Annotated in this window: 19 protein-coding genes and 1 pseudogene; 13 read left to right on the top strand and 7 right to left on the bottom strand. The window is 64.5% G+C overall.

Going from position 1 to position 22,429, the window contains the following annotated elements:
• Window positions 1-201: 201 nt before the first annotated feature.
• The 3 genes from H8A92_RS19155 to H8A92_RS19145 form a co-directional block, all read right to left on the bottom strand.
• Window positions 202-1,299, bottom strand: a complete 1,098-nt coding sequence (locus H8A92_RS19155; protein ID WP_229197201.1) for an HD-GYP domain-containing protein — start codon at window positions 1,297-1,299, stop codon at window positions 202-204.
• A 264-nt stretch (window positions 1,300-1,563) separates the two neighbouring features.
• Window positions 1,564-3,849, bottom strand: coding sequence for a xanthine dehydrogenase family protein molybdopterin-binding subunit (locus tag H8A92_RS19150; RefSeq protein ID WP_229197200.1), 2,286 nt, complete (start codon window positions 3,847-3,849; stop codon window positions 1,564-1,566).
• Window positions 3,846-4,337, bottom strand: coding sequence for a (2Fe-2S)-binding protein (locus H8A92_RS19145; protein WP_229197199.1), 492 nt, complete (start codon window positions 4,335-4,337; stop codon window positions 3,846-3,848). Before H8A92_RS19145 ends, H8A92_RS19150 begins: the two co-directional genes overlap by 4 nt.
• Window positions 4,338-4,624: 287 nt before the next feature.
• Here H8A92_RS19145 and H8A92_RS19140 point away from each other — a divergent pair, with 287 nt between their 5' ends.
• Genes H8A92_RS19140 through H8A92_RS19130 form a run of 3 tightly spaced genes read left to right on the top strand, consistent with a single transcriptional unit; the run spans window position 4,625 to window position 6,491 of the window.
• Complete coding sequence (locus H8A92_RS19140) at window positions 4,625-5,392, top strand: alpha/beta fold hydrolase (RefSeq protein WP_229197198.1); 768 nt, start codon at window positions 4,625-4,627, stop codon at window positions 5,390-5,392.
• A gap of 40 nt (window positions 5,393-5,432) precedes the next feature.
• Complete coding sequence (locus H8A92_RS19135) at window positions 5,433-5,768, top strand: hypothetical protein (RefSeq protein ID WP_229197197.1); 336 nt, start codon at window positions 5,433-5,435, stop codon at window positions 5,766-5,768.
• A 48-nt stretch (window positions 5,769-5,816) separates the two neighbouring features.
• The gene (locus tag H8A92_RS19130) at window positions 5,817-6,491 is read left to right on the top strand and encodes a dienelactone hydrolase family protein (protein WP_229197196.1); all 675 of its coding nucleotides are present in this window, start codon (window positions 5,817-5,819) and stop codon (window positions 6,489-6,491) included.
• 164 nt (window positions 6,492-6,655) lie between these two features.
• Here the strand turns inward: H8A92_RS19130 and H8A92_RS19125 are convergent, their stop codons facing one another.
• The 3 genes from H8A92_RS19125 to H8A92_RS19115 all read right to left on the bottom strand — a co-directional run bounded on the left by H8A92_RS19125 (window position 6,656) and on the right by H8A92_RS19115 (window position 8,690).
• Window positions 6,656-7,393 (bottom strand): polysaccharide biosynthesis/export family protein, encoded by a 738-nt coding sequence (locus H8A92_RS19125; protein ID WP_229197195.1) that lies wholly within the window; start codon window positions 7,391-7,393, stop codon window positions 6,656-6,658.
• Between the two features lie 173 nt (window positions 7,394-7,566).
• Window positions 7,567-8,223 (bottom strand): peptide-methionine (S)-S-oxide reductase MsrA, encoded by a 657-nt coding sequence (gene msrA / locus H8A92_RS19120; RefSeq protein WP_229197194.1) that lies wholly within the window; start codon window positions 8,221-8,223, stop codon window positions 7,567-7,569.
• Between the two features lie 149 nt (window positions 8,224-8,372).
• Window positions 8,373-8,690, bottom strand: coding sequence for a hypothetical protein (locus tag H8A92_RS19115; RefSeq protein WP_229197193.1), 318 nt, complete (start codon window positions 8,688-8,690; stop codon window positions 8,373-8,375).
• A gap of 373 nt (window positions 8,691-9,063) precedes the next feature.
• On the opposite strand from H8A92_RS19115, the gene rpsT reads away from it, so the two are divergent.
• The 10 genes from rpsT (at window position 9,064) to H8A92_RS19065 (ending at window position 22,129) form a co-directional block, all read left to right on the top strand.
• On the top strand, window positions 9,064-9,330 hold the full coding sequence (rpsT, locus tag H8A92_RS19110) for a 30S ribosomal protein S20 (protein WP_163156696.1): 267 nt from the start codon (window positions 9,064-9,066) through the stop codon (window positions 9,328-9,330).
• A 1,219-nt stretch (window positions 9,331-10,549) separates the two neighbouring features.
• Window positions 10,550-11,980 (top strand): chromosomal replication initiator protein DnaA, encoded by a 1,431-nt coding sequence (gene dnaA, locus H8A92_RS19105; RefSeq protein WP_163156695.1) that lies wholly within the window; start codon window positions 10,550-10,552, stop codon window positions 11,978-11,980.
• A gap of 265 nt (window positions 11,981-12,245) precedes the next feature.
• Window positions 12,246-13,364, top strand: coding sequence for a DNA polymerase III subunit beta (gene dnaN, locus H8A92_RS19100; protein ID WP_229197192.1), 1,119 nt, complete (start codon window positions 12,246-12,248; stop codon window positions 13,362-13,364).
• A gap of 46 nt (window positions 13,365-13,410) precedes the next feature.
• Complete coding sequence (locus H8A92_RS19095; RefSeq protein WP_229197228.1) at window positions 13,411-13,698, top strand: GIY-YIG nuclease family protein; 288 nt, start codon at window positions 13,411-13,413, stop codon at window positions 13,696-13,698.
• 46 nt (window positions 13,699-13,744) lie between these two features.
• Window positions 13,745-14,881, top strand: a complete 1,137-nt coding sequence (gene recF / locus H8A92_RS19090; protein ID WP_229197191.1) for a DNA replication/repair protein RecF — start codon at window positions 13,745-13,747, stop codon at window positions 14,879-14,881.
• A gap of 489 nt (window positions 14,882-15,370) precedes the next feature.
• On the top strand, window positions 15,371-17,806 hold the full coding sequence (gyrB, locus tag H8A92_RS19085; protein ID WP_229197190.1) for a DNA topoisomerase (ATP-hydrolyzing) subunit B: 2,436 nt from the start codon (window positions 15,371-15,373) through the stop codon (window positions 17,804-17,806).
• Window positions 17,807-18,215: 409 nt separating this feature from the next.
• Window positions 18,216-19,508, top strand: a complete 1,293-nt coding sequence (gene murA, locus H8A92_RS19080) for a UDP-N-acetylglucosamine 1-carboxyvinyltransferase (RefSeq protein WP_229197189.1) — start codon at window positions 18,216-18,218, stop codon at window positions 19,506-19,508.
• 57 nt (window positions 19,509-19,565) lie between these two features.
• Window positions 19,566-20,984 carry an MATE family efflux transporter gene (locus tag H8A92_RS19075; protein ID WP_229197188.1) on the top strand — a complete coding sequence of 473 codons (1,419 nt, stop codon included), beginning with the start codon at window positions 19,566-19,568 and terminating at the stop codon, window positions 20,982-20,984.
• Entirely contained in the window at window positions 20,981-21,469 is a 489-nt protein-coding gene (locus tag H8A92_RS19070) for a DUF2867 domain-containing protein (protein ID WP_229197187.1), read from the top strand. The genes H8A92_RS19075 and H8A92_RS19070 overlap by 4 nt, the downstream gene beginning before the upstream one ends.
• A gap of 3 nt (window positions 21,470-21,472) precedes the next feature.
• Window positions 21,473-22,129, top strand: a complete 657-nt coding sequence (locus H8A92_RS19065; protein ID WP_229197186.1) for a 2-hydroxychromene-2-carboxylate isomerase — start codon at window positions 21,473-21,475, stop codon at window positions 22,127-22,129.
• Between the two features lie 7 nt (window positions 22,130-22,136).
• Here H8A92_RS19065 and H8A92_RS19060 read toward each other — a convergent pair.
• A pseudogene (locus H8A92_RS19060) lies at window positions 22,137-22,429 on the bottom strand (FUSC family protein); the annotation flags it as partial.

The raw sequence follows: 22,429 nt of genomic DNA, 5'->3' as shown, positions 1-22,429 counted from the left end.
ATCGCCGAAATCTAGGCGGAGGTAAGGACGCGGACTTGCGTTGATTGGCTAAACTCGTCACCGCACCCGTCATTGCGAGGAGCGAAGCGACGAAGCAATCCATGGCCCCGCGCACGCGGAGGGATGGATTGCTTCGTGGAGCCTGTCATCGGGCGCGCATTCGCGCGACCCGTTGGCTCGCAATGACGGGGAGTTGGGGGCTCAATAATGCCCGAATGCCACCGGGCGGAACGCCTGCAGCAATTGCTGGTCGAGCTTGCCACCCATCTCCTCCATCATGGAGAACGCCTTGGCGTGGGTGAACTGCAGCCGATAGGCGCGCTTCTCGACGAGCGCGGCATAGACATCGACGATCGTGGTGACGCGAACGATGTCGCTGATCTGGTTGCCGCTGAGGCCATTCGGGTAGCCGGTGCCGTCCAGGAATTCGTGATGATGCAGGATCACGTCGAGCATTTCAGGCGGGAAGCCGCCCTGCGCTGACAGCGCCTCGTAGCCCCGACGCGGATGCTCGCGCATCTCGGCCATTTCCTCGACCGTGAATGCGCCGGGCTTGTCGAGCAGCGCGACCGGAACGAAAGCCTTGCCGACATCGTGCAGCAGCGCGGCGCGGGCGAGCCGGCGCTGGTCGTCCTCGCGCATGCCAAGATGCTGCGCGAATGCGACCGCAAAGCCGGTCACGAACAGGCAGTGGCGATAGGTCTCCTGGTGATGGCAGCCCACGGTCGTCAGCCATTCGCGCAGCGAGTTGTGCTTGATCGCCTTGAGGATCTTGTTTTCGGCGGCAACGATGTCCTCGAACTTGAGCGGCTCGCCGGCGCGCATCCGCTCGAACATCTTGACCATCACGCCATGCGCGGCTTCGACGCCGCGGTTGAGCGCCTTGCCGCGGTCGGTCTCGTCGTAACCGCTGTTGTCGGGAAATGCGGCGCGGATGCGCTGCAGGATGCCACGTGCATCGAACGGCCGCGAGATCGTGTCGGTGGCGCCGAGCGCCCAGGCCTGCATCGAGGCGTGATGCAGCGCATCCGCCAGCACGAACAGCCGCGGCATCTCGCGATAGGCATCGGTCTGCAACTTGGCGCGGACCATTTGCACGGCCTCGGGCGAGCGCAGGTTGATGTCGACGACGATGCCGGAGAGATCGCGCGCCGGCTGCTCGGGAATGTCGGACGTCGGAACGGTATCGACCTCGCCCACCGAGCGCAGGATGCTGGCGAGTTCGTTGCTTTGATCGCTTCGATCTGACGCCAGCAGGAGACGGCGCTTCGAAGTCTGGTTGTTGGCCAAGGCAGTCATGACATCCCCGTCGCGGTAACGACCGACGCTGGACGCTACCGGACGATGCGTTCCCTCCGGCTTAATGGGGATGCTGAACGACGGTTAAGCGCAATAGATACAATTTGAGGGATCGTCGAATCCGCCAGCGAAATCAGGCCGGCCCGAAATAAAAGCGGCCGGACGCGTCGGCGGCGAATCATGAATTATTTCCGGCTCCAGCGCGGCGCAAAGAAAAACGCCGGAGAGCATTACGCTCTCCGGCGTCCTCATTCGTTCAGGCCGTTACGCCTTCATCGCAGCCTTTACCGCTTCCGCGGTGATCGGCAGGCCGCGGACGCGGGCGCCGACTGCGTTGAAGACGGCGTTGCCGATCGCCGGCGCCACCACCGTCACGGCGGGCTCGCCGACGCCGGTCGCCTTCTCGCCATTGGCGATGACGTTGACCGCGACTTCCGGCAGCTGGCTCATCCGAAGCGGCGTGTAGCTGTCGAAATTGGTCTGCTCGATGCCGCCGTCCTTCAACGTCGCCTTCTCGAACAGCGCCAGTGACATGCCCCACAACGCCGCGCCCTCGACCTGGGCCCGGATGCCATCGGGATTCACCTGCGTACCAACGTCGGTCGCAACCGTCAGCTTCTTCACCGTCACCTCGCCCGAGGGGGCGACGGCGACGTGGGCGACGCAGGCGGTCCAGCTCGCCGTGGCGCGCTCCTGCGACGACACGCAGGCCACGCCCATGCCTTCGCCCTTGGGCAGCTGCTTGGTGCCGTAGCCGGCGAGACCCATCGCAGCGAGCAAGGTGTTGCGGAGACGCTGCGCGCCGCCGTCATTCTTGCCCTTACCGTCGAGCAACGAGATGCGGAGCTGCGCCGGGTCCTTGCCGGTCGCATGCGCGATCTCGTCGACCATGCTTTCGATCGCCCAGAAGGTCCAGCCCGGCGCCACCGAACGGAGCTGACCCGACGGGGTGGCGTTGTGCGCCATCTCGTTCTTGATCGCCCGCACATAGTGGTTAGGCACGGTGTAGAAGAAGTCCGCTCCGTTCACCGTGAAAGCATCGAGCGGCCCCTTCTTGTCGACCGAGGGCGACAGGAAGTCGGGGATGCCCCAACGCTGGGTCGGCCAGGCCGAGACGACATCGTGGCTCAATGCGACGAGCTTGCCGTCGCCGTCCACGCCGGCCTTCACCTTCTGGAAGGTCAATGGACGCGAGAAATCCATCGTCATGTCGTTCTCGCGCGTGTAGATGACCTTGACCGGCTTGCCGACGGCCTTCGCCGCCTGCACCGCGGGCACCATCATGTCGGCGTCGAGACGCCGGCCGAAGCCGCCGCCCAGCCACGTCTGGTGCATCACCACGAACTTCGGATCGATCCCGGCGGCGCCGGCCGCGATCGCACCGGAGCGCGTCGCAAACTGGTTGCCGGAATAGATGTGCAGGATGTCGCCCTTGAACTCCGCGGTGGCGTTCATCGGCTCCATCGGCGCGTGGATGTTGATGTTGGTGGTGTATTCCGCCTCCAACACCTTGGCCGCCGAGCCGAAGGCCGCATCCGGATCGCCGTCCTTGACGAAGAACTGGCCGGAATCGCTCAGCCCCTGAAGCCGCTTGGCTTCAGTCAGCAGCGATTCGCTCGACGCTTTTGCGTTCGGACCAGCATCGTAGCTGATCTTCAGCGCCTCGGCGGCTTTCTTCGCCTGCGCATAGGTGCTGGCGACCGCGACGACCCAACCGGTCGTGGTTGTGGTCTTGTCGTCCAGGGTGACGGCCTTGATGAAGCCCGGCAGCTTCTTGGCCGCGCTATCGTCGACCGACTTCACGGTGGCACCGTAGCGGACCGGCGGAGTGACCAGCGCGCCGTAGACCATGCCCGGCAACATCGTGTCGATGCCGTACTTGGCCGTGCCGTTGACCTTCAACGGAATGTCGAGCTGCGGCACCGAGACGCCGATCATGGTGTACTGGTCGGGCGTCTTCAGCTTGATCGCCTTCAGATCATCCGCCGTGAAGGTCTTGGTCGCCTTGCCGCTCTTCACGACGTCGGCGAACGACATCGACTTCTTCGACTTCGGATGGCTGATCGTCGACGCGCGCACCACCAGCTCACCGGCCGGCACGCCCATCGAAGCGGCAGCCGCCTCGGTCAATGCGATACGGCCAGCGGCGCCGGCGCGGCTCATGGCGTCGAAGTTCATCATCGTCGACCAGCTGCCGCCGGTGATCTGCGCGCCCAGCACGGGATCGTTGTACTTCGGGTCGTTGGAGGCGAGCTGGACCCGCATGTCCTTCCAGTTCGCGCCGAGCTCTTCGGCCACGATCTGCGCCATGGTCGAGGCGACGTGCTGGCCCATGTCGGCCTTGCCGCAGGTCACGGTGACGAGGCCATCGGGCGAGATCGAATACCAGACGCTCGGTTCGAAGTTGGCGGGTGCCGGCGCTGCGAGCGCGTGATCGACGCCGGATGCGGCGTAGCCGAGCACGAGGCCGGTTGCAGCGGTGCCGACCAGGAAGGAACGACGGCTGAGATCGGTCGCCTCAGGGGCGAGACTCTTCACGTGCTTGTTCATGTGGCCCTCCGCTCGGATCCGGTGGCCGATGCGGTGCGCATGTCGGACGCAGCGCGCATGATCGCCTTCTGGATTCGTGAATAGGTCATGCAACGGCAGAGATTGCCGTCCATATGCGCGACCACTTCTTCCTTCGTCGGGTTGGTGTTCTTCGACAGCAGCGCTGCGGCCTGCATGATCTGGCCGGACTGACAGTAGCCGCATTGCGGCACCTGCTCGGCGACCCAGGCCTTCTGCAAGGGATGTTCGCCCTTGGCGGAGAGACCTTCGATGGTGGTGATCTTCTTGCCGACGGCGTCGGCGAGCGAGGTCTGGCAGGACCGCACTGCTTCGCCGTTGACGTGAACCGTGCAGGCGCCACAGAGACCGGCGCCGCAACCGAATTTGGTGCCCGTCATCTGCAATTGCTCGCGGATGACCCAAAGCAGCGGCGTGTCACCGGCCGCCTCGACGGACATATTCCGTCCGTTGATATTGAGATTTGGCATCTCTCTCCCCTTCCGGTGGCGGAAGCCGCTTACGGCGGCAACTCACTGTTGGGTCATGGCTGGCGCCCACCGGGTAAGCGACAGTTGCCGAAACAATGATCCGGTTCCCGGCTGGAGGCAATCCAATTTGGAATTGCTCGAAAGGAATAAATTTCGGAAACTGCCGGTTGTGCGATGCGGCAACGGCATGAAGCTTTTGAAATGCCAGTATTGATGCCGTATCGATGGCTCCTACCAAGGTCGGTAGCGCCGCCGGACCTGACGTCGACAACAGAAGGAGCCCGTCAATGGCCAAGCTCAACCGCAGCGGCGTCGATATCTATTATGAGATTCACGGCAGCGGCCCGCCTTTGATCCTCACCCACGGCTATTCGTCGACCTCGGCGATGTGGCAGGGCCAGATCGAGGCGCTGTCGAAGCGGCACAAGCTGATCCTGTGGGACATGCGCGGGCACGGCCAGTCCGACTATCCCGACAATCCGGATGCCTACAGCGAAGCCCTGACCGTCGGCGACATCGCCGCCCTGCTCGACGCCGCCGGCGCCGACCAGGCGATCGTCGGAGGCCTGTCGCTCGGCGGCTACATGTCGCTCGCCTTTCATCGCGCCCATCCGGAGCGGGTGCGCGCGCTGCTGATCATCGACACCGGCCCGGGATTCAAGAAGGACGACGCCCGCGAGGTCTGGAACAAGCGCGCCCGCGACACCGGTGATCGCTTCGATCGCGAAGGGCTAGAGGTGCTGAAGTCGGCGAGCGCCGAGCGCGCGACGGTCGCGCATCGCAACGCCCGGGGCCTGGCGCTCGCCGCGCGCGGGATGCTGGCGCAGCGCGACGCGCGGGTGATCGAATCGCTGCCCGGAATCAAGGTGCCAGCACTGGTTGTTGTCGGCGCCGATGACACGCCGTTCCTGGCTGCGTCCGATTACATGGCGGCAAAGATCCCGGGCGCGCAGAAGGCGGTGATCCCGAACGCCGGCCATGCGGTCAACATCGACCAGCCGCAAGCCTTCATCGCCGTGGTGCGGCCATTCCTGGACGGCCTTGAGGCCAAGTAAGGGATCAAGTGCAAGTAAACGATCAAGTGAAGGACACATTATGAAGACGATCGCCGTCGCGCTGCTGCTGACTGCCGCCGCAACAGAAGCGAGCGCGCAAAAGCTGCCGTTCGTCACGGCCCCGTCCACCTTCACTGCGACGCTGTCGAACAGCACGCCGCTGGCGTTCGGGATGGGCGTCGCGGACGCGCAGCGCGCACTCGGCACACCCTTCACCTATGTCAGTGGGCGGCCCGGCAACGAGATATTCCTGACCTTCCGCGATATCGGCGGCAGCGGGCTGTTCCCGCACCACGACCGCCTCTTTCTCCAGTTCCGCAAGCAACGGCTGACCGGCTGGAAAGCCGACTGGGGCGAGAACTGGATGTGGCGCTAACCCTCGTCAACGAACTTCATGCAACCCCCAACATGACAAGGATGGACCATGGGACAAGATATCAGGCTCAAGGCTTCGGACGGATTTGAACTCGGGGCCTATCGCGCCGACCCTGCCGGCGCACCGAAGGGCGCCGTCGTCGTGATCCAGGAGATCTTCGGCGTCAATCACCACATCCGCTCGGTCTGCGACCGGCTGGCGAGCGAAGGCTATGTCGCGATCGCGCCCTCGATCTTCGACCGCATCACACCGAACTTCCAGAGCGGCTATTCTCCCGAGGAAATCGCCGAGGCGCGCAAATTCGTTGCCAATCCGGACTTCGCGGCGATGCTGCGCGACAGCCAGGCGGCGATCGATGCGGTGAAGTCGGTCGGACCGGTCGGCATCATCGGCTTCTGCCTCGGCGGCAGCATCGCCTATGCGGCCGCGACCAAGCTGTCAGGGCTGTCGGCTGCGATCGGCTATTACGGCGGCGCCGTTATACGCTTCGCCGACGACAAGCCGGCCGTGCCGACGCAGCTGCATTTCGGCGAGAAGGATGCCGGCATTCCCTTGAGCGATGTCGAGACCATCAAGTCGAAGCGGCCCGAGGTCGAGGTCTTCATCTATCCCGGAGCGCAGCACGGCTTCCATTGCGACGAGCGCGCAAGCTACGACAAGGCCAGCGCCGACACCGCTTGGCCGCGCAGCATGGAATTTTTCGCGAAGCATTTGCGGAAATAAGCCGCAGCTTTTTCCATCTCGTCATTCCGGGGCGCGCGAAGCGCGAGCCGGAATCCATTTCGGCGCATCATTCGTGGTGGAATGGATTCGGGGCCTGCGCCTTACAGCGCATCCTCAGGGGCGCAATTGCGCACCGGGGAATGACGGGTGGATGGAAATTTCCCCTAAAACCAGCGCTCGCCGACGAACACTGTATCGCCCGGGCTCATCGGCGTGCCCAGCGGCACCACGAAACGGCCGGCGCCGGACGCGTCGGTGTGGGTCAGTGTCACGCTGTCGCGGCGGGCGCGCGGCGAGAAGCCGCCGGCGATCGCGACTGCGCTTTCGACGGTCATGTTCGGCACGTAGGGATACTGGCCGGGAGCCTGGACCTCGCCGAGGATGAAGAACGGCCGGTAGGACTCGATCTCGACCGCCACCGACGGCTCGCGGATGAAGCCGTTGCGCAGCCGCGCCGAGATTTCGCCGGCGAGTCCGGCCGGCGTGCGGCCGCGTGCCGGCACCGAGCCGATCAGCGGCATGGTGATCGCGCCGGCGGCGTCGATCGCGTAGGAGTTGGTCAGGCCTTCCTGGCCATAGACCACGACGCGGAGCTTGTCGCCCGGGCCGAGATGATAGGAATTGTCGTAACCGGCGGGACCACCCGGTGCAGCGGCATAAACGACCGGGGCGGCATAGCCATAACCAGGAGACGTGCTGGCGAAGGCCGATCGCAAGGCGCTGATCGCACCACCACCGCCTGCATCGGCAACCGGGGGCGGTGCGTAGGCCGGGCCATACGTGACGGCATCGACACCTTGCGGACCGACGGCAACCGGACCGGACGTGCTCATGCAGCCAGACAGCGCGAGCGCAGCCACAACGGCAGTGATCGGCAATCGTAACGCGCGTGCAACCGGCACCGGACTTATCCCTCAACGGCGAGACAGGCCCAGTCTTGCACCACTTATGGTTAATAAAGGGTTTTCGGAGATCGAGTAGAGAGCCGGAAAGCCCGCCTCCCCCTCGATCCAGGGCCGGCCTCCGGAAAAGCGGGGAGCGCGTTTCCGGAGCGACCGTTTCTCAAGCAGGACGATCAGGCGGTGACGCCGACGCCGATCGGGCAGGACACGCCGGTGCCGCCGAGCCCGCAATAGCCCGCCGGATTCTTGGCGAGGTACTGCTGGTGATAGTCCTCGGCGAAGTAGAACTCGCCGGCCGCGGCGACATCAGTCGTGATCGCGCCGAGGCCCTTGGCGGCAAGCGCCTTCTGATACATCGCCTGCGACGCATCCGCGGCTTTGCGCTGCGCGTCGCTGAAGGTGTAGATCGCGGAGCGATACTGCGTGCCGATGTCATTGCCCTGGCGCATGCCCTGCGTCGGGTTGTGGTTCTCCCAGAACGTCTTCAGGAGCTTCTCGTAGGAGATCTTCTTCGGGTCGAACACGACCAGCACAACTTCGGTGTGGCCGGTGCGTCCCGAGCACACCTCCTCATAGGTCGGGTTCGGCGTGTGGCCGCCGGCATAGCCGACCGCGGTGGTGTAGATTCCGTCGCCGAGTTCCCAGAACTTGCGCTCCGCGCCCCAGAAGCAGCCGAGCCCGAACACTGCCTGCTCGAGGCCTTGCGGATAAGGCGGCGTCAACTTGCTGCCGTTGACGAAATGGGTGGTCGCGGTCGGGATCGGCGTCGCGCGGCCCGGCAGCGCCTCGGCGGCGCTTGGCAACGCGGTAGTCTTGCGCATGAACAACATGGATACCTCCAGGCGGGACATCGGCCGACGCGGGCTGCGGCCTGCGGGCCGGCTGTCACCTATATATGTCCTTACGCAGATGATGGCAGCCCCGTTACCGATGGCTGCGGCCGAGGAGGCTGCAGCCAAGGAGACTGCGGAGACCAAAGTCAGTCGCGTGAATAGCCGATCAGGGGCTTGCGCGGCCGGAACAGGATCATCAGCAGGATGCCCAGGATACCGAGCACCGCGAACACCGGCTGCTCGAGGATCAGGCGGACCACACTGTTCCAGAGCCAGGGCGCGAGGTGATCCAGCCACGCGTGGAACGCCTGCTGGCTCGACTGATGGATGTCGTTCCAGAACTGGCCGAATTGGGTGAACCGCAGGCTCTGGTCGGCGACGTAACGGGCTCCGTCATAGACCATGAAGATGAAGCTGCCAGCCAGCAGCAAAAGGCCGATCAGACGGAAAAAGCCGCGGATCATGCGTCACCCAAACTCCCTGTCACGCCCCACGCGTCGTCAGGCCTTACCGGGCGCCTCCCGGAAATTCAACCTCTTCAGCGGCTTATCCGGCCCTCCCAGGCCCGATTTCGGCCCCTTTTTGAGCCCCGAAAGCGTTGACGCTTACGCCTGCGCCATCTATAAGACCGGCCGATGGCGGCGGGCGCAATCCTGCCGCCGCTGTTCTTTGGACAGTGCCGCATGCGGGGGCAGCTATTTGCGCTCTTCGCATGGCCGCCTCAAGGACACCCAAGTCAATACCTTGGACAAATACATCAGAGTCGAGATTTGAACCGGCCGGTGCGCGCAAGCCCGACCACTGAGCGATCACCGCCGAAGGACAAGTTAGAGAACCATGGCCAACACCACCTCCGCCAAGAAGGCGACCCGCAAGATTGCCCGCCGCACCATCATCAACAAGTCGCGCCGCACCCAGATGCGTGGCGCGGTGCGTACCGTCGAGGAAGCGATCAAGAGCGGCGACCGCGAGGCGGCACTCAAGGCGATGACCAAGGCCGAGCCCGAGCTGATGAAGGCGGCGCAGCGCAACATCATTCACAAGAACCTCGCGAGTCGGAAGGTGTCGCGCCTCACGCAGAGCATCGCCAAGCTCGCCAAGTGAGCTGCAACTCAGCTGACTGAAAAACAGATCTGTCACGAAGCCCGGCTCGCGCCGGGCTTTTTGTTTTTGTCCCGACTTTTGTCGTGGAAGTTTCATAGCGCGAGAACAATGCGCGTTGCCGCGCAACGAACTGCGTGTCATGTTTCGTCGCGTCCGTAGTTCTACCGGACAATATGCTTAACGCAGCGCACTCGCGCACAGATTGTTCTTCGCTAAGCTAGATGGATGGAATAGCGAGCGAATATCTCGCGTTGAAATTTGCGACGTGGGGTTACCCTGCAAAAGTAATCGAGAAAAATGACGTCTCGCGAGTTACTTATGCACATAGCGTCGGACAGCGATTGGAAAAATGACCGACGCGAGACCAATTGTAAATTTTCTATGAAAAATTTTTGGTATTGCACCGTCGTTTGTGACACGCGTGAATCTGTGCGCTGATTCAAAAACTTGCTTTCGCAGCTCCGCATCGGCAACGCCGCAACAGTTGCGAAGAGTCGCGATCCCCGTCGAATCCACGGATTGTCAGAAAATGCGCTTGGTGTATTTATTTCTTGTTCGCGACGCCCACGGTTCTCCAGATCAGCGCGGTTTGAGACCCAAGGGCGGACGCACAAATCGGCGGCGGTGTGTGCGTTAGCGACGCTTTCCAAGCGAAGCTGGATTGACGGCTCATAGCGATATGAGGACGGTCGACCTGTGTCAAAATTTCTCCGGCGATGTCCCCGGCAATTTGGGGGATCGAACAAGAGAGACCAGGCGTCAGTCGGAATCCAGCAACGGGAACGCGGCGCGAGCGAACGGGTTGACGACGACACGCGGCGGCGAAGCACCGGGCATCTCGGTGTTCGGTAGCGGCAGTTCGAATTGAAAGACACGAGCAAGCTGACAACTTGCCGCGATACGTCGCGGCGGGAGGGGGAGGACTTATGCCTTACGGTATCATCACTGCAGTCGAACCGACGACAACTGAAGTGCAGATTTCCAGTGGTGCCGTAATCAACTCCTCGGACGTTGGCTCTTCCCCCCAGAGGCCGTCGAGTACGCGCTGACCTCGCGGGACGCATCTTCTCCAAACAGCTGATCTGTCGCGTGGCACATGGCCGCCGCACGGGAGAGCTTTGTCCGGAGCAGACCGCGCCCGCTGGAGGTCGCGTCGTGGCAGCAAACCTGCGCGGCGCTTTCGCAACAATTATCTCTCAGACTTGGAAGTACGAAGGCAATGACGAACACGGAACAGGATCGCTGGTCGCGGGTGAAGGGACGTTTGCGGACGAGTGTTGGCGAGGACGTTTACACGAGCTGGTTCGCGCGGATGGATCTCGAGAGCGTGCACGACGAGAGCGTGCACCTGTCGGTTCCGACCCGGTTCCTCAAGAGCTGGATTCAGGCGCATTATGCCGAGCGCGTGCTCTCCTGCTGGCAGGCCGAGATGCCCGAAGTGCATCGCATCGACCTCACGGTGCGTTCGGCGATCCGTGCGGCGGTTCCGGCGAAGGAAGCGGTTGCACCGGTCGAAGTGCGCCGTGTCGAGCGCAACGACGGCCGTCCCGCGCCGGAACTGCGGGCATTCGCGACCGCGCCGGTGTCCGCGAGCCATGATGCGCTCGGCGGCTCGCCGCTCGATCCGCGCCTGACCTTTGCAAGCTTCGTCGTCGGCCGCTCCAACACGCTGGCCCATGCGGCTGCGCGCCAGGTTGCGGAAGGACGCCGCGGCGATCCCGTGATGTTCAACCCGCTCTACATCCATGCCGGCGTCGGCCTCGGCAAGACCCATCTGCTGCAGGCGGTGACCTGGGCCGGCAATTCCGGCGGCGAGCGCAAGGTGCTGTATCTCACCGCCGAGAAGTTCATGTACGGCTTCGTCGCGGCGCTGAAGACGCAGACGGCGCTGGCGTTCAAGGAAGCGCTGCGCGGCATCGACGTGCTGGTGATCGACGATCTGCAGTTCCTGCAGGGCAAGTCGACGCAGGCCGAGTTCTGCCACACGCTGAACGCGCTGATCGATGCCGGCCGCCAGGTCGTGATCGCGGCCGACCGTCCGCCGTCCGACCTCGAAAGCCTCGACGACCGTGTCCGCTCGCGACTGGCCGGCGGCCTCGTGGTCGAGATGGCTTCGCTCGGCGAGGAACTGCGGCTCGGCATCCTGAAGTCGCGCGTCGCCGCGGCCCGTGTCCACCACGCAAGCTTCGACGTGCCGGAGGAAGTGCTCGACTATCTGGCACGGACCATCACCCATAATGGCCGCGACCTCGAAGGCGCGATCAACCGCCTGCTGGCGCACTCCAAGCTCAACAACCAGCCGGTGACGCTGGAGATGGCCGAGCGCGAGGTGCGCGACCTGATCCGCCCGCAGGAGCCCAAGCGGATCAAGATCGAGGACATCCAGCGCGTGGTCGCCCGGCAGTACAATGTCAGCCGCTCCGATCTCTTGTCGTCCCGCCGCACCGCCAATGTGGTGCGCCCGCGCCAGGTTGCGATGTATCTGGCGAAGACGCTGACCTTGCGCTCGCTGCCGGAGATCGGCCGGCGCTTCGGCGGCCGCGACCACACCACGGTGCTGCATGCCGTGCGCAAGATTGAGGCACTGGTCGCCAAGGACACGACGCTGTCGGAAGAAGTCGAATCGCTGAAGCGCCAGCTCCAGGAATAGGGTCGCCGCATCCGGCTGGCTCGTTCCATGGCCCTCCCCTTAACCAAAGGGGAGGGCTAAACTTTTTTCCGACCCAAAACGTGGGGAACGGGGCCCGTTTCGCGCCCGTATCCCTTGCACCGGCCGCTCATCCGAGCCACCTTGCGGTCCCCCCGTGGGTTTGATCAAATCCGGTATTGATCCGGCTTTTCGGGTTTCCAACGCCGCGGTGCTGCCCTGAACGGCCGCCCGGCTTTTCCATCTGAGGGATCTGGCGGGTATTGCAATGAAGGTCACCGTCGAGCGCGCGCAACTCCTGAAATCGCTGGGTCACGTTCATCGCGTGGTCGAGCGCCGCAACACCATCCCGATCCTCGGCAACGTGTTGATCCGCGCCGAGGGCGCCAAATTGTCGCTGAAGGCGACCGACCTCGATCTCGAGGTGACGGAGACCTTGGCCGCCGAGACCGGAACCGCCGGCTCGACCACGGTGCCCGCGCACATGTTCTACGATATCGTCCGCAAGCTGCCCGACGGCTCGCAGATCGTGCTGGAGGCCGACGGCGACCGCTCGGTGCTCGCCGTGCGTGCCGGCCGCTCGCGCTTCACGCTGCAGACCCTGCCCGAGAGTGATTTCCCGGGCCTTGCCGCCGGCGACATGACGCATTCGTTCTCGCTGCCGGCGTCCGACATCAAGCGCCTGATCGACCGCACCCAGTTTGCGATCTCGACCGAAGAGACCCGCTACTATCTCAACGGCATCTATCTGCACGCGGCCGGCAACGCCAAGGCGGCGACCCTGCGCGGCGTCGCGACCGACGGCCACCGCCTGGCCCAGATTGACCTCGCGCTGCCCAAGGGCGCGACCGGCATGCCCGGCGTGATCGTCCCGCGCAAGACGGTCGGCGAGGTGCAGCGGCTGATCGAGGGCGACGACGCCGAGATTTCGATCGAGCTGTCGGATGGCAAGATCCGCTTCACGCTCGGCAATGTGGTGCTGACCTCGAAACTGATCGACGGCACCTTCCCCGACTATGGCCGCGTCATTCCGCAGAACAACGACAAGGAACTGGTCGTCGACAAGAAGGATTTCGAGGCCGCCGTCGACCGGGTCTCGACCATTTCCAGCGAACGCGGCCGCGCCGTGAAGCTGGCGTTGTCCGCGGGCAAGTTGGTGCTCTCGGTCACCAACCCGGATTCCGGCAGCGCCACCGAAGAGCTCGAGGTCGAGTACGCCTCCGACGCGCTCGATATCGGCTTCAACTCGCGCTATCTGCTCGACATCGCCGCCCAGATCGAGGGCGAAGTCGCAGTGCTGAAGCTCGCCGATCCCGGCTCGCCAACGCTCGTGCAGGACAAGGACAGCAAGGGCGCACTCTACGTGCTGATGCCGATGCGGGTGTGACCCCTTGTCATGGCCGGGCTTGACCCGGCCATCCATCAAACAAGAAATGACCTATTGGGTGCACATCCTCGCGAGCAAGCCCGGTGGAACGCTGTATATCGGCGTTACCAACGATCTCGTTCGACGAATCTACGAGCATCGTGAGGAGCTGGCAGAGAGCTTCACCAAGCGTTATGGCGTGAAGACATTGGTCTATTTCGAGCCCCACGAGATGATCGCTGCCGCCCTGCAGCGCGAGAAGAATATCAAGCATTGGTCGCGCGAGTGGAAAATCGACCTGATCGTCGCAGGCAATCCCGAGTGGCGCGATCTATATGATGAAATTGTCCGCTGACGCGGACGATGGATTGCCGGGTCAAGCCCGGCAATGACAAGGAACCATGACCCCGTCCCGTATTCATCGCCTGTCGCTGACGCATTTCCGCAATTACCGAGCGGCGACGCTGCAGGTCGCGGGCGACATGGTGGTGCTGGTCGGGCCGAACGGCGCCGGCAAGACCAATTGCATGGAGGCGGTCTCGTTCCTGTCGCCGGGCCGCGGGCTGCGCCGCGCGACCCTGGAGGACATCGCCGACAATCAGGGCGACGGCTCCTGGGCGGTGTCGGCCGAAGTCGAGGGCGCGCTCGGCCTCGCCACGCTCGGTACCGGCATCGATCCGCCGACCGGCGAGGCGAGCAACACCAGGCGCTGCCGCATCGATCGCGAACCGGTGGGTTCCGCGACCGCGTTCGGCGACCATCTGCGCATGGTGTGGCTGACGCCCGCGATGGACGGCCTGTTCATGGGCGCGGCGTCGGAACGGCGGCGCTTCTTCGACCGCCTGGTGCTGGCCATCGATTCCGAGCATTCCGGCCGCGTCTCCGCACTGGAGCGATCGCTGCGCTCGCGCAACCGGCTGCTCGAGGTGCGCAACTATGACGACCATTGGTGTGATGCGATCGAGCGCGAGACCGCGGAGCTTGCGGTCGCGGTCGCCGCATCGCGCGGCCAGACCGCCGCCAAGCTCGCGGTGATGCTGCGCGAGCGCGGTGCGGCCTCGGCCTTTCCCTCCGCCGAGATCATGCTCGATGGCTGGATGGAGAATGCGCTGCTGCAGGAACCTGCGACGGCGGTAGAAGATCGCTACCGCGAGATCCTGCGCGCGAGCCGCCCCCGCGACGCGGCCGCCGGGCGCACGCTGGACGGCCCGCATCTCACCGATCTGCAGGTGGTCTACGCACCGAAGAACATGCCGGCGCGCGACGCCTCGACCGGCGAGCAGAAGGCGCTGTTGATCGGGCTGGTGCTGGCGCACGCCACGATGGTTGCGGAGATGACCGGCATCGTGCCGCTGCTGTTGCTCGACGAGGTCGTCGCTCACCTCGACCCCAACAGGCGCAAGGCGCTGTTCGAAGAGCTCGGCAAGCTCGGCGCCCAGGTCTGGATGACCGGCGCCGACCCCGCGGCCTTCGTCGATATCGGTCCGCGAGGCGAGATTTTCGACGTTGAGTCCGGCCGCGCCACAAGGCGCGGCTGATTGGCTAGTCTAGGGCAATCTGAAGCGATGGCGCCGCCGCAGGGCGCATTGCCAAAATATCGAAAACAACCCCATGCAAAGTAACCGGCGGCGGCCGGCGTTCGACCAAGCAGCTTGACACGTCGGGCAACTCAGGAACATTATTCTAATATTCCGAAATTGCGCCAGCGTCCCCTCGCCGCCGGTTTGCCGATGCCCAGCGGTGAGAAGCGAACCTCCGAAGCCGCTCCAATTCGGCCTGATCTCATCATGTTTCCGGCGTCGCAGAATCGGCCTCGACAAGGGCTCCGAATCCGCCACCGAATCGGGCTTTTCAGAGCCCTCGGAATCGGCCCTTGAAAGTCTTGAAAGAGGCCTAAAAAATCCTATCTATTCAATAGTTTGTAGAGAGAGACTTTGCGCTAGGCGCAACATCTCTTTCGTGGCACAAATAGCGGAATCAGCGCCTCATTTTGTGCAGCTGATTCGGGACATCCTCGAAGGCCTCACATGACTGAACCTGCCCGGCAGACCCCTGCCGAATCTGAGCATCCCATTCCGGCTGAATATGGTGCGGAATCGATCCGGGTGCTGAAGGGCCTCGACGCCGTTCGCAAGCGGCCCGGCATGTATATCGGCGACACCGACGACGGTTCCGGTCTGCATCACATGGTCTACGAGGTCGTCGACAACGCGATCGACGAGGCGCTGGCGGGCCATGCGAGCCGCGTCCTCGTCACCCTCAACGCCGACAATTCCGTTACTGTGTATGACGACGGGCGCGGCATTCCGGTCGACATCCACAAGGGCGAGGGCGTCTCGGCGGCCGAGGTCATCATGACCCAGCTGCACGCCGGCGGAAAGTTCGACCAGAACTCCTACAAGGTTTCCGGCGGCCTGCACGGCGTCGGCGTCTCCGTCGTCAACGCGCTTTCCAGCAAGCTCGGCTTGCGGATCTGGCGCGACGACAAGGAACACTACATCGAGTTCGCGCACGGCGATGCCGTGGCGCCGCTCAAGGTGGTCGGCGACGCCCCGGGCAAGCGCGGCACCGAGGTCACTTTCCTCGCCTCGACCGAGACCTTCAAGAACGTCGAATATGATTTCGCCACGCTCGAGCACCGGCTGCGCGAGCTCGCCTTCCTCAATTCCGGCGTCCACATCGTGCTCTCAGACATGCGCCACGCGGTCGAGAAGCGCGAGGAGATGCACTATTCCGGCGGCGTCGAGGAGTTCGTCAAATATCTCGACCGCAACAAGAAGGCGATCGTGCCGGCGCCGATCATGGTGCGCTCGGAAGCCAACGGCATCGGCGTCGAAGCCGCGCTGTGGTGGAACGACAGCTACCACGAGAACGTGCTGTGCTTCACCAACAACATCCCGCAGCGTGACGGCGGTACCCATTTGGCCGGCTTCCGCGGCGCGCTGACGCGCCAGGTCAACGGCTATGCCGAGGCCAATGCGAAGAAGGAAAAGATCGCGCTGACCGGCGACGACTGCCGTGAAGGCCTCACCGCGGTGCTGTCGGTGAAGGTGCCCGATCCGAAATTCTCGTCGCAGACCAAGGACAAGCTGGTGTCCTCGGAGGTTCGACCGGTGGTCGAGAACGTGCTGAACGAGGCGCTTGCCGCCTGGTTCGAGGAGAATCCGAAGGAAGCCAAGGAAATCGTCGGCAAGGTGATCCAGGCCGCCGCGGCCCGCGAGGCTGCGCGCAAGGCCCGCGAGCTGACGCGCAAGAACCCGCTCAGCGTCTCCTCGTTGCCCGGCAAGCTCGCCGACTGCCAGGAGAAGGATCCGGCGAAGTCCGAACTGTTCATCGTCGAGGGTGACTCGGCAGGCGGCAGCGCCAAGCAGGGCCGCAACCGCGAATTCCAGGCGGTGCTGCCGCTGCGCGGCAAGATCCTCAATGTCGAGCGCGTGCGCCCCGACAAGATGCTGTCGTCCGAGCAGATCGGCACGCTGATCACCGCGCTCGGCACCGGCATCAGCGACGACTTCTCGGTCGACAAGCTGCGCTACCACAAGATCATCGTGATGACCGACGCCGACGTCGACGGCGCCCATATCCGTACGCTGCTGCTGACCTTCTTCTATCGCCAGATGCGCTCGATCATCGATGGCGGCTTCCTCTATATCGCCCAGCCGCCGCTCTATAAGGTCTCGCGCGGCAAGTCCGAGCAGTACCTGAAGGACGAGCGCGCGCTGGAGGATTATCTGATCTCGACCGGACTCGACGAATGCGTGTTCAAACCGGCCTCCGGCGACGACCGCTCGGGCCGCGACTTGCTGGCGCTGGTCGAAGACGCAAGGATCATCCGCTCCGTGCTGCGCAACCTGCACAGCCGCTACAATCGCGCGGTCATCGAGCAGGCCGCGATCGCGGGCGTGCTGAACCCCAGGATCACCGGCGATATCGCGACCGCCAGTTCGGCCGCCGAGTACATCGCCAAGCGGCTGGACGCCGTGGCCGACGAGGTCGAGCGCGGATGGATCGGCACGTTCACGGAAGGCCAGGGCTTCCAGTTCGAGCGCACCGTGCGCGGCGTCAAGGAAGCGGCCGTGATCGACGACGCCTTTCTCGGCTCGGCCGATGCACGCAAGCTTGATGAATACGCCACCGAGCTTCAGGAGATCTACGTGCGCGCGGGCAAGCTCCGGCGCAAGGATGCCGAGCAGATCATCCACGGTCCGGTCGACCTGTTCGAGGCCGTGACCGACGCCGCCCGCAAGGGCATCTCGCTGCAGCGCTACAAAGGTCTCGGCGAAATGAACCCGGAGCAGCTGTGGGAGACCACGCTGGACACTGAAGCGCGCTCGCTGCTCCAGGTGAAGGTCAAGGAGGTCGACGAGGCCGACGATATCTTCACCAAGCTGATGGGTGACGTGGTCGAACCGCGCCGCGACTTCATCCAGGAAAACTCGCTCAGCGCCACCATCGATATCTAACGGCCTGCACCTGAGAGAGTGTGAATGTATTCAGTGTCGTCCTGGCGAAAGCCAGGACCCATTACCCCAACCGCTTGCTGTTGCGCGACGCTGGGGCCACGATCTCACTCCCAATCGAACTCGGTGGTTATGGGTCCTGGCTTTCGCCAGGACGACGGCGTAGGGAGGCCGCTCGCTACAATATCTCAGACCGTCGTCCTCAGAGGCAGACACGCGCTTTCCCGCACGATGGCGCGGCGAGAGTGACGCCTCCGTGACAGCGCGGCCGGCGCCATCGCACCGCTACCTTTCGTCTGGAAGCTGCATCGGAAACTGTGTTACGGTGCCGGACAGCCATTGATTCCGTTACGGAATTTTGAATGGCCGAGTTTGAATTCAAGTCTGCATGATGCGTTAGGGGACATTCCGCGTGCCGCCGATCCAATACATCGTCGAAGGCGGCCGCCGCCTTTCCGGCACCATCGAGCCGTCGGGCAACAAGAACTCCGCGCTGCCGATCATCGCCGCTGCCCTGCTCACCGAGCACCCGGTCACGCTGACCAATGTGCCGCGCATCCGCGACACCGAGACGCTCGTCGAGCTGTGCCGCTCGGTCGGCGCCAGCGCCGAATGGACCGAGCGCAACACGCTGCAGATTCATGCCAAGGAGATCCGCGCCGCCGATCTGGACCCGGTTCTGTGCGCGCGCATCCGCGCCTCGATCCTGCTCGCGGGGCCGCTGCTTGCCCGCTGCGGCGAGGTCGCACTGCCGCCGCCCGGCGGCGACGTGATCGGCCGCCGCCGGCTCGACACGCACTTTTTGGCGTTCGAACAGCTCGGCGCCACGGTCACTGCGACGCACCGGCTCGAATTCCGCGCCTCGAAGCTGAAGGGCGCCGACGTATTCCTCGACGAGCCCAGCGTCACCGCGACCGAGAACGCGCTGGTCGCCGCCGTCGCCGCCCGCGGCACCACCTATCTGCGCAACGCGGCCTCCGAACCGCATGTGCAGGATCTCGCCAATTTTTTGATTGCGCTCGGCGCCAGGATCGAAGGCGTCGGCACCAACACCATCACCGTGCACGGGCCGGCGACGCTCGGCAGCGCGAGTTTCGCGATCCAGCCCGATCATATCGAGGTCGGTTCGCTGATCGGGCTTGCCGCGGTGACCCGCTCGCCGCTGCGCATCGCGCGCGCCGGCGTCGAGCATCTGCGCTCGATCCGGATGGGTTTTGAGCGGCTCGGCATCGTCTGCGGCGTCGAGGGCGACGACCTCGTCGTGCCGTCGAACCAGACCATGAAGATCCACGACGATTTCGGCGGCCACGTGCCGAAGCTCGAGGACCAACCCTGGCCGGCCTTCCCGGCGGATCTGATGTCGATCGCGATCGTAACTGCGACGCAGTGCGACGGCGTCATCCTGATGCACGAGAAGATGTTCGAGTCGCGGATGTTCTTCGTCGACAATCTGATCGCGATGGGCGGCCGCATCGTGCTGTGCGATCCGCATCGCGCGATCGTGGCCGGTCCGAGCCGGCTGCGCGGCGCGCCGATGAATTCGCCCGACATTCGCGCCGGTATGGCGATGCTGCTTGCCGCGGTGTGCGCCAACGGCACCTCCACCATCAACAACGCCGACCAGATCGAGCGCGGCTATGAGCGGATCGACGAGCGTCTCAACGCGCTCGGCGCCAAGATCAAGCGGATCCCCGCGCGAACCTAACTTCCTGCGGCAGCTTGGCCATCCTTCCGGCCGGTTTGCCGTGCTAGACGTGCCATCATGACCTGCATCGACAAGATCGACCCGGCCGCGGCGCGCGCGACCGTCGCCCCCTCCGGGGCGGCGTTTGCCGTACCCCGCAAGCTGCTCACGGCGGAGCTCGCGGAGACGCTGAAGCTCGCGGTGCCGCTTGCGCTGACGCAGCTCGGGCAGATCGCGATGATGACGACAGATCTCGCCTTCATCGGCCGACTCGGCAGCGAAAGCATCGCCGCGGCGGCGCTGGCGCATACCGTTTATTTCGTCAGCTTCACGATCGGCATGGGCATGATGTCGGCGGTCTCGCCACTGGCCGCGCAGGCGTTCGGCGCCCGCGACCCGCGCGTGATGCGGCGCGCGCTGCGCGTCGGGCTGTGGGCCGGCTTCTTCATGGTGCTGCCGCTGATGGCGCTGCCGTTCCAAGGTGAGCGCATCCTGCTCGCGCTCGGCCAGACCAAGGCTACCGCGCATCTGGCGCAGCAATATCTGTTCGGGCTCGGCTGGGGCATCCTGCCGGCGCTGTGGTTCATTGCGCTCCGCGGCTTCATGAGTGCGGTGAATCGGCCGGAGCCGGTGCTGTGGATCACGCTCGCGGCGATCCCGGCCAACGCGCTGATGGTCTACCTGTTGCTCTACGGCAAATGGGGCATGCCCGAGCTCGGCATGTTCGGCGCCGGGCTTGCGACCACGATCGTCAACCTCGGCACCTTCCTCGCCGGCGTGTGGTTCGCGGCGCGGCGCCGCCCGTTCCGCAAATACCATGTGTTCAGCCGCGTCTGGCGCATCGACTGGCCGCTGATGGGCAAGCTTGTCGCCGTCGGCGCGCCGATCTCGATTGCCTTTCTGCTCGAATACGGCCTGTTCGGCGCGGCCGGCCTCTTGATGGGGCTGATCAGCACCACGGCGCTGGCTGCGCACCAGATCGCGCTGCAGATCGCGGCGATCCTATTCATGGTGCCGTTCGGCGTCAGCATGGCTGCGACCGTGCGGGTCGGCCAGGCCGTCGGCCGGCGCGACACCGACGGAGTGCAGCGCGCAGGCTTCGTCGCCGTCGGGCTCAGCGGCGTCTTTATGAGCATCATGACGCTTGCGGTGATCCTGGCCCGCTTCGAGATCGCCGCGCTGTTCCTCGGTGAGGCCTCTGACGCCACCGCGCAGCTCACCGCGGCGCTGCTCTTGATCGGCGCGACCTTCTTCATCGCCGACGGTGTCCAGACCACCTGCGCCGGCGCGTTGCGCGGCATGAACGACACCCAGGTGCCGCTGCTGTTCGCCGTCATCAGCTATTGGCTGATCGGGTTCGCCTCGGCCTCCGCGCTTGCGTTCTGGGGCAGGCTCAACGCCCCCGGCGTCTGGATCGGGCTGTCGCTCGGGACCGCGGTTTATGCCACCCTCCTGATCTTGCGTTTCCGCCAGCTGGCACGCAGACTGGTTGGATGAGGGTCGACGAGGTCACGCCGAACGTGGATTCCGCTGCGCTGCTCGCCGGCGCGCAGTTTGCCGATGCGTTCCGGATTGCGACCACGCGCCCCGACCTCGATGCGCGGCACGCGACGGAGGCGATGGTGGCAGGGCAGCCGCGCTGGTTCGAATGGCTGGTTGCCTTGCGCAATCTCCTGGTCGCACCGTTCGGCCTGAAGACCTCGGGCGCGACTGAAGGTGTGGCGTGCGACATGATCGGGATATTTCCGGTGGTCAGCGAAACTCCGGAGCGGCTGGTCGCGGGCTTCAACGACAAGCATCTCGACTTTCGGCTTGTCGTCGACGTCGCGCCAGTCGACATCGCGCCCGCAGGAGCCGCGCGCAGCATCACCGCGACCACGCTGGTGCTCACCCACAACTGGCTCGGGCGCACCTATCTTGCAGTGATCATGCCGTTCCACCGCCTGATCGTGCCCGTGATGCTGCGCAAGGCTGGCGGCTAGCGCATGACCCTGTCGGTCGACCTGTTCTTCTCGTTCCGCAGCCCCTACAGTTATCTAGCGCTGCCGAAGACGCTGCAGATGGTCGCCGACTACGATGTGGCGGTTACTCTGCGGCCGGTTTATCCGCTCGCGGTGCGCGTGCCCGGCTTCTTCAAGAAGACCGATCCGCGTTTCGCTCGCTATGTCGTGCTCGACTCCAGCCGCGTCGCCAAGCACGAGAACATCCCGTTCCGCTTTCCGCGCCCGGACCCGATCGTGCAGGACATGACGACGCTCGACGTCGCCACGCATCAGCCCTACATTCATCGCCTGACCCGGCTCGGCGCCGCCGCCCAGCTCGAGGGACGAGCGCTCGCCTTCACTTCCGCCATCAGCCGCGTGCTGTGGGACGGCTCGGTCAAGGGCTGGAACGAGGGCGATCATCTGGCACAAGCGGCTGATGCCGCCGGCTTCGATCTCGCTGCGATGGATGCGGCGATCGCTACCGATCCCGATCGCTTTGAGCAGGTCATCAAGGGCAACGAGGACGCGCACGTTTCCTCCGGCCATTGGGGCGTGCCGACCTTCGTCTTCGAGGACGAGCCGTTCTTCGGTCAGGACCGGATTGATCTCCTGATCTGGCGCATGCAGAGCAAGGGCCTGACGCGCCGGACGGCGTAGCGCGGGATCACGCCGCGCTCTTCTCCGGTGTCTCAGTGACGATCTTCCCCGAGGCATCCTCGTTGGTGCACCAATTGCCGTGACAGCGCTTGAGGTCGTTCAGGTTCTGCCGCATCTGGTCGAGCGAAAAGCCGAGCGCGAAGAACCGCTCCATCGCATCGACCGGAAGGCCCCGGGTCAGACCCTCGCTGCGCACGGCGGCAACCTCCTCGCTGTAGGCATGCAGCGCCGCATCGACCGGCGCCATGTCGGCCGGGCCGCTGCCGACGCGCAGGGCGGTCGCGACCGCCACCATGTAAG

Origin of the sequence: Bradyrhizobium acaciae (assembly GCF_020889785.1) — a bacterium.
Taxonomy (GTDB): Bacteria; Pseudomonadota; Alphaproteobacteria; order Rhizobiales; family Xanthobacteraceae; genus Bradyrhizobium; species Bradyrhizobium acaciae.
This window is presented reverse-complemented; position numbering and strand designations above follow the sequence as displayed.

What these genes read in the sequence shown, in the direction of transcription:
- H8A92_RS19155 (WP_229197201.1), bottom strand. Translation starts at nt 1,299, where the DNA reads ATGACTGCCTTGGCCAACAACCAGACTTCGAAGCGCCGTCTCCTGCTG.
- H8A92_RS19150 (WP_229197200.1), bottom strand. Translation starts at nt 3,849, where the DNA reads ATGAACAAGCACGTGAAGAGTCTCGCCCCTGAGGCGACCGATCTCAGC.
- H8A92_RS19145 (WP_229197199.1), bottom strand. Translation starts at nt 4,337, where the DNA reads ATGCCAAATCTCAATATCAACGGACGGAATATGTCCGTCGAGGCGGCC.
- H8A92_RS19140 (WP_229197198.1), top strand. Translation starts at nt 4,625, where the DNA reads ATGGCCAAGCTCAACCGCAGCGGCGTCGATATCTATTATGAGATTCAC.
- H8A92_RS19135 (WP_229197197.1), top strand. Translation starts at nt 5,433, where the DNA reads ATGAAGACGATCGCCGTCGCGCTGCTGCTGACTGCCGCCGCAACAGAA.
- H8A92_RS19130 (WP_229197196.1), top strand. Translation starts at nt 5,817, where the DNA reads ATGGGACAAGATATCAGGCTCAAGGCTTCGGACGGATTTGAACTCGGG.
- msrA (WP_229197194.1), bottom strand. Translation starts at nt 8,223, where the DNA reads ATGTTGTTCATGCGCAAGACTACCGCGTTGCCAAGCGCCGCCGAGGCG.
- H8A92_RS19115 (WP_229197193.1), bottom strand. Translation starts at nt 8,690, where the DNA reads ATGATCCGCGGCTTTTTCCGTCTGATCGGCCTTTTGCTGCTGGCTGGC.
- rpsT (WP_163156696.1), top strand. Translation starts at nt 9,064, where the DNA reads ATGGCCAACACCACCTCCGCCAAGAAGGCGACCCGCAAGATTGCCCGC.
- dnaA (WP_163156695.1), top strand. Translation starts at nt 10,550, where the DNA reads ATGACGAACACGGAACAGGATCGCTGGTCGCGGGTGAAGGGACGTTTG.
- dnaN (WP_229197192.1), top strand. Translation starts at nt 12,246, where the DNA reads ATGAAGGTCACCGTCGAGCGCGCGCAACTCCTGAAATCGCTGGGTCAC.
- H8A92_RS19095 (WP_229197228.1), top strand. Translation starts at nt 13,411, where the DNA reads ATGACCTATTGGGTGCACATCCTCGCGAGCAAGCCCGGTGGAACGCTG.
- recF (WP_229197191.1), top strand. Translation starts at nt 13,745, where the DNA reads ATGACCCCGTCCCGTATTCATCGCCTGTCGCTGACGCATTTCCGCAAT.
- gyrB (WP_229197190.1), top strand. Translation starts at nt 15,371, where the DNA reads ATGACTGAACCTGCCCGGCAGACCCCTGCCGAATCTGAGCATCCCATT.
- H8A92_RS19075 (WP_229197188.1), top strand. Translation starts at nt 19,566, where the DNA reads ATGACCTGCATCGACAAGATCGACCCGGCCGCGGCGCGCGCGACCGTC.
- H8A92_RS19070 (WP_229197187.1), top strand. Translation starts at nt 20,981, where the DNA reads ATGAGGGTCGACGAGGTCACGCCGAACGTGGATTCCGCTGCGCTGCTC.
- H8A92_RS19065 (WP_229197186.1), top strand. Translation starts at nt 21,473, where the DNA reads ATGACCCTGTCGGTCGACCTGTTCTTCTCGTTCCGCAGCCCCTACAGT.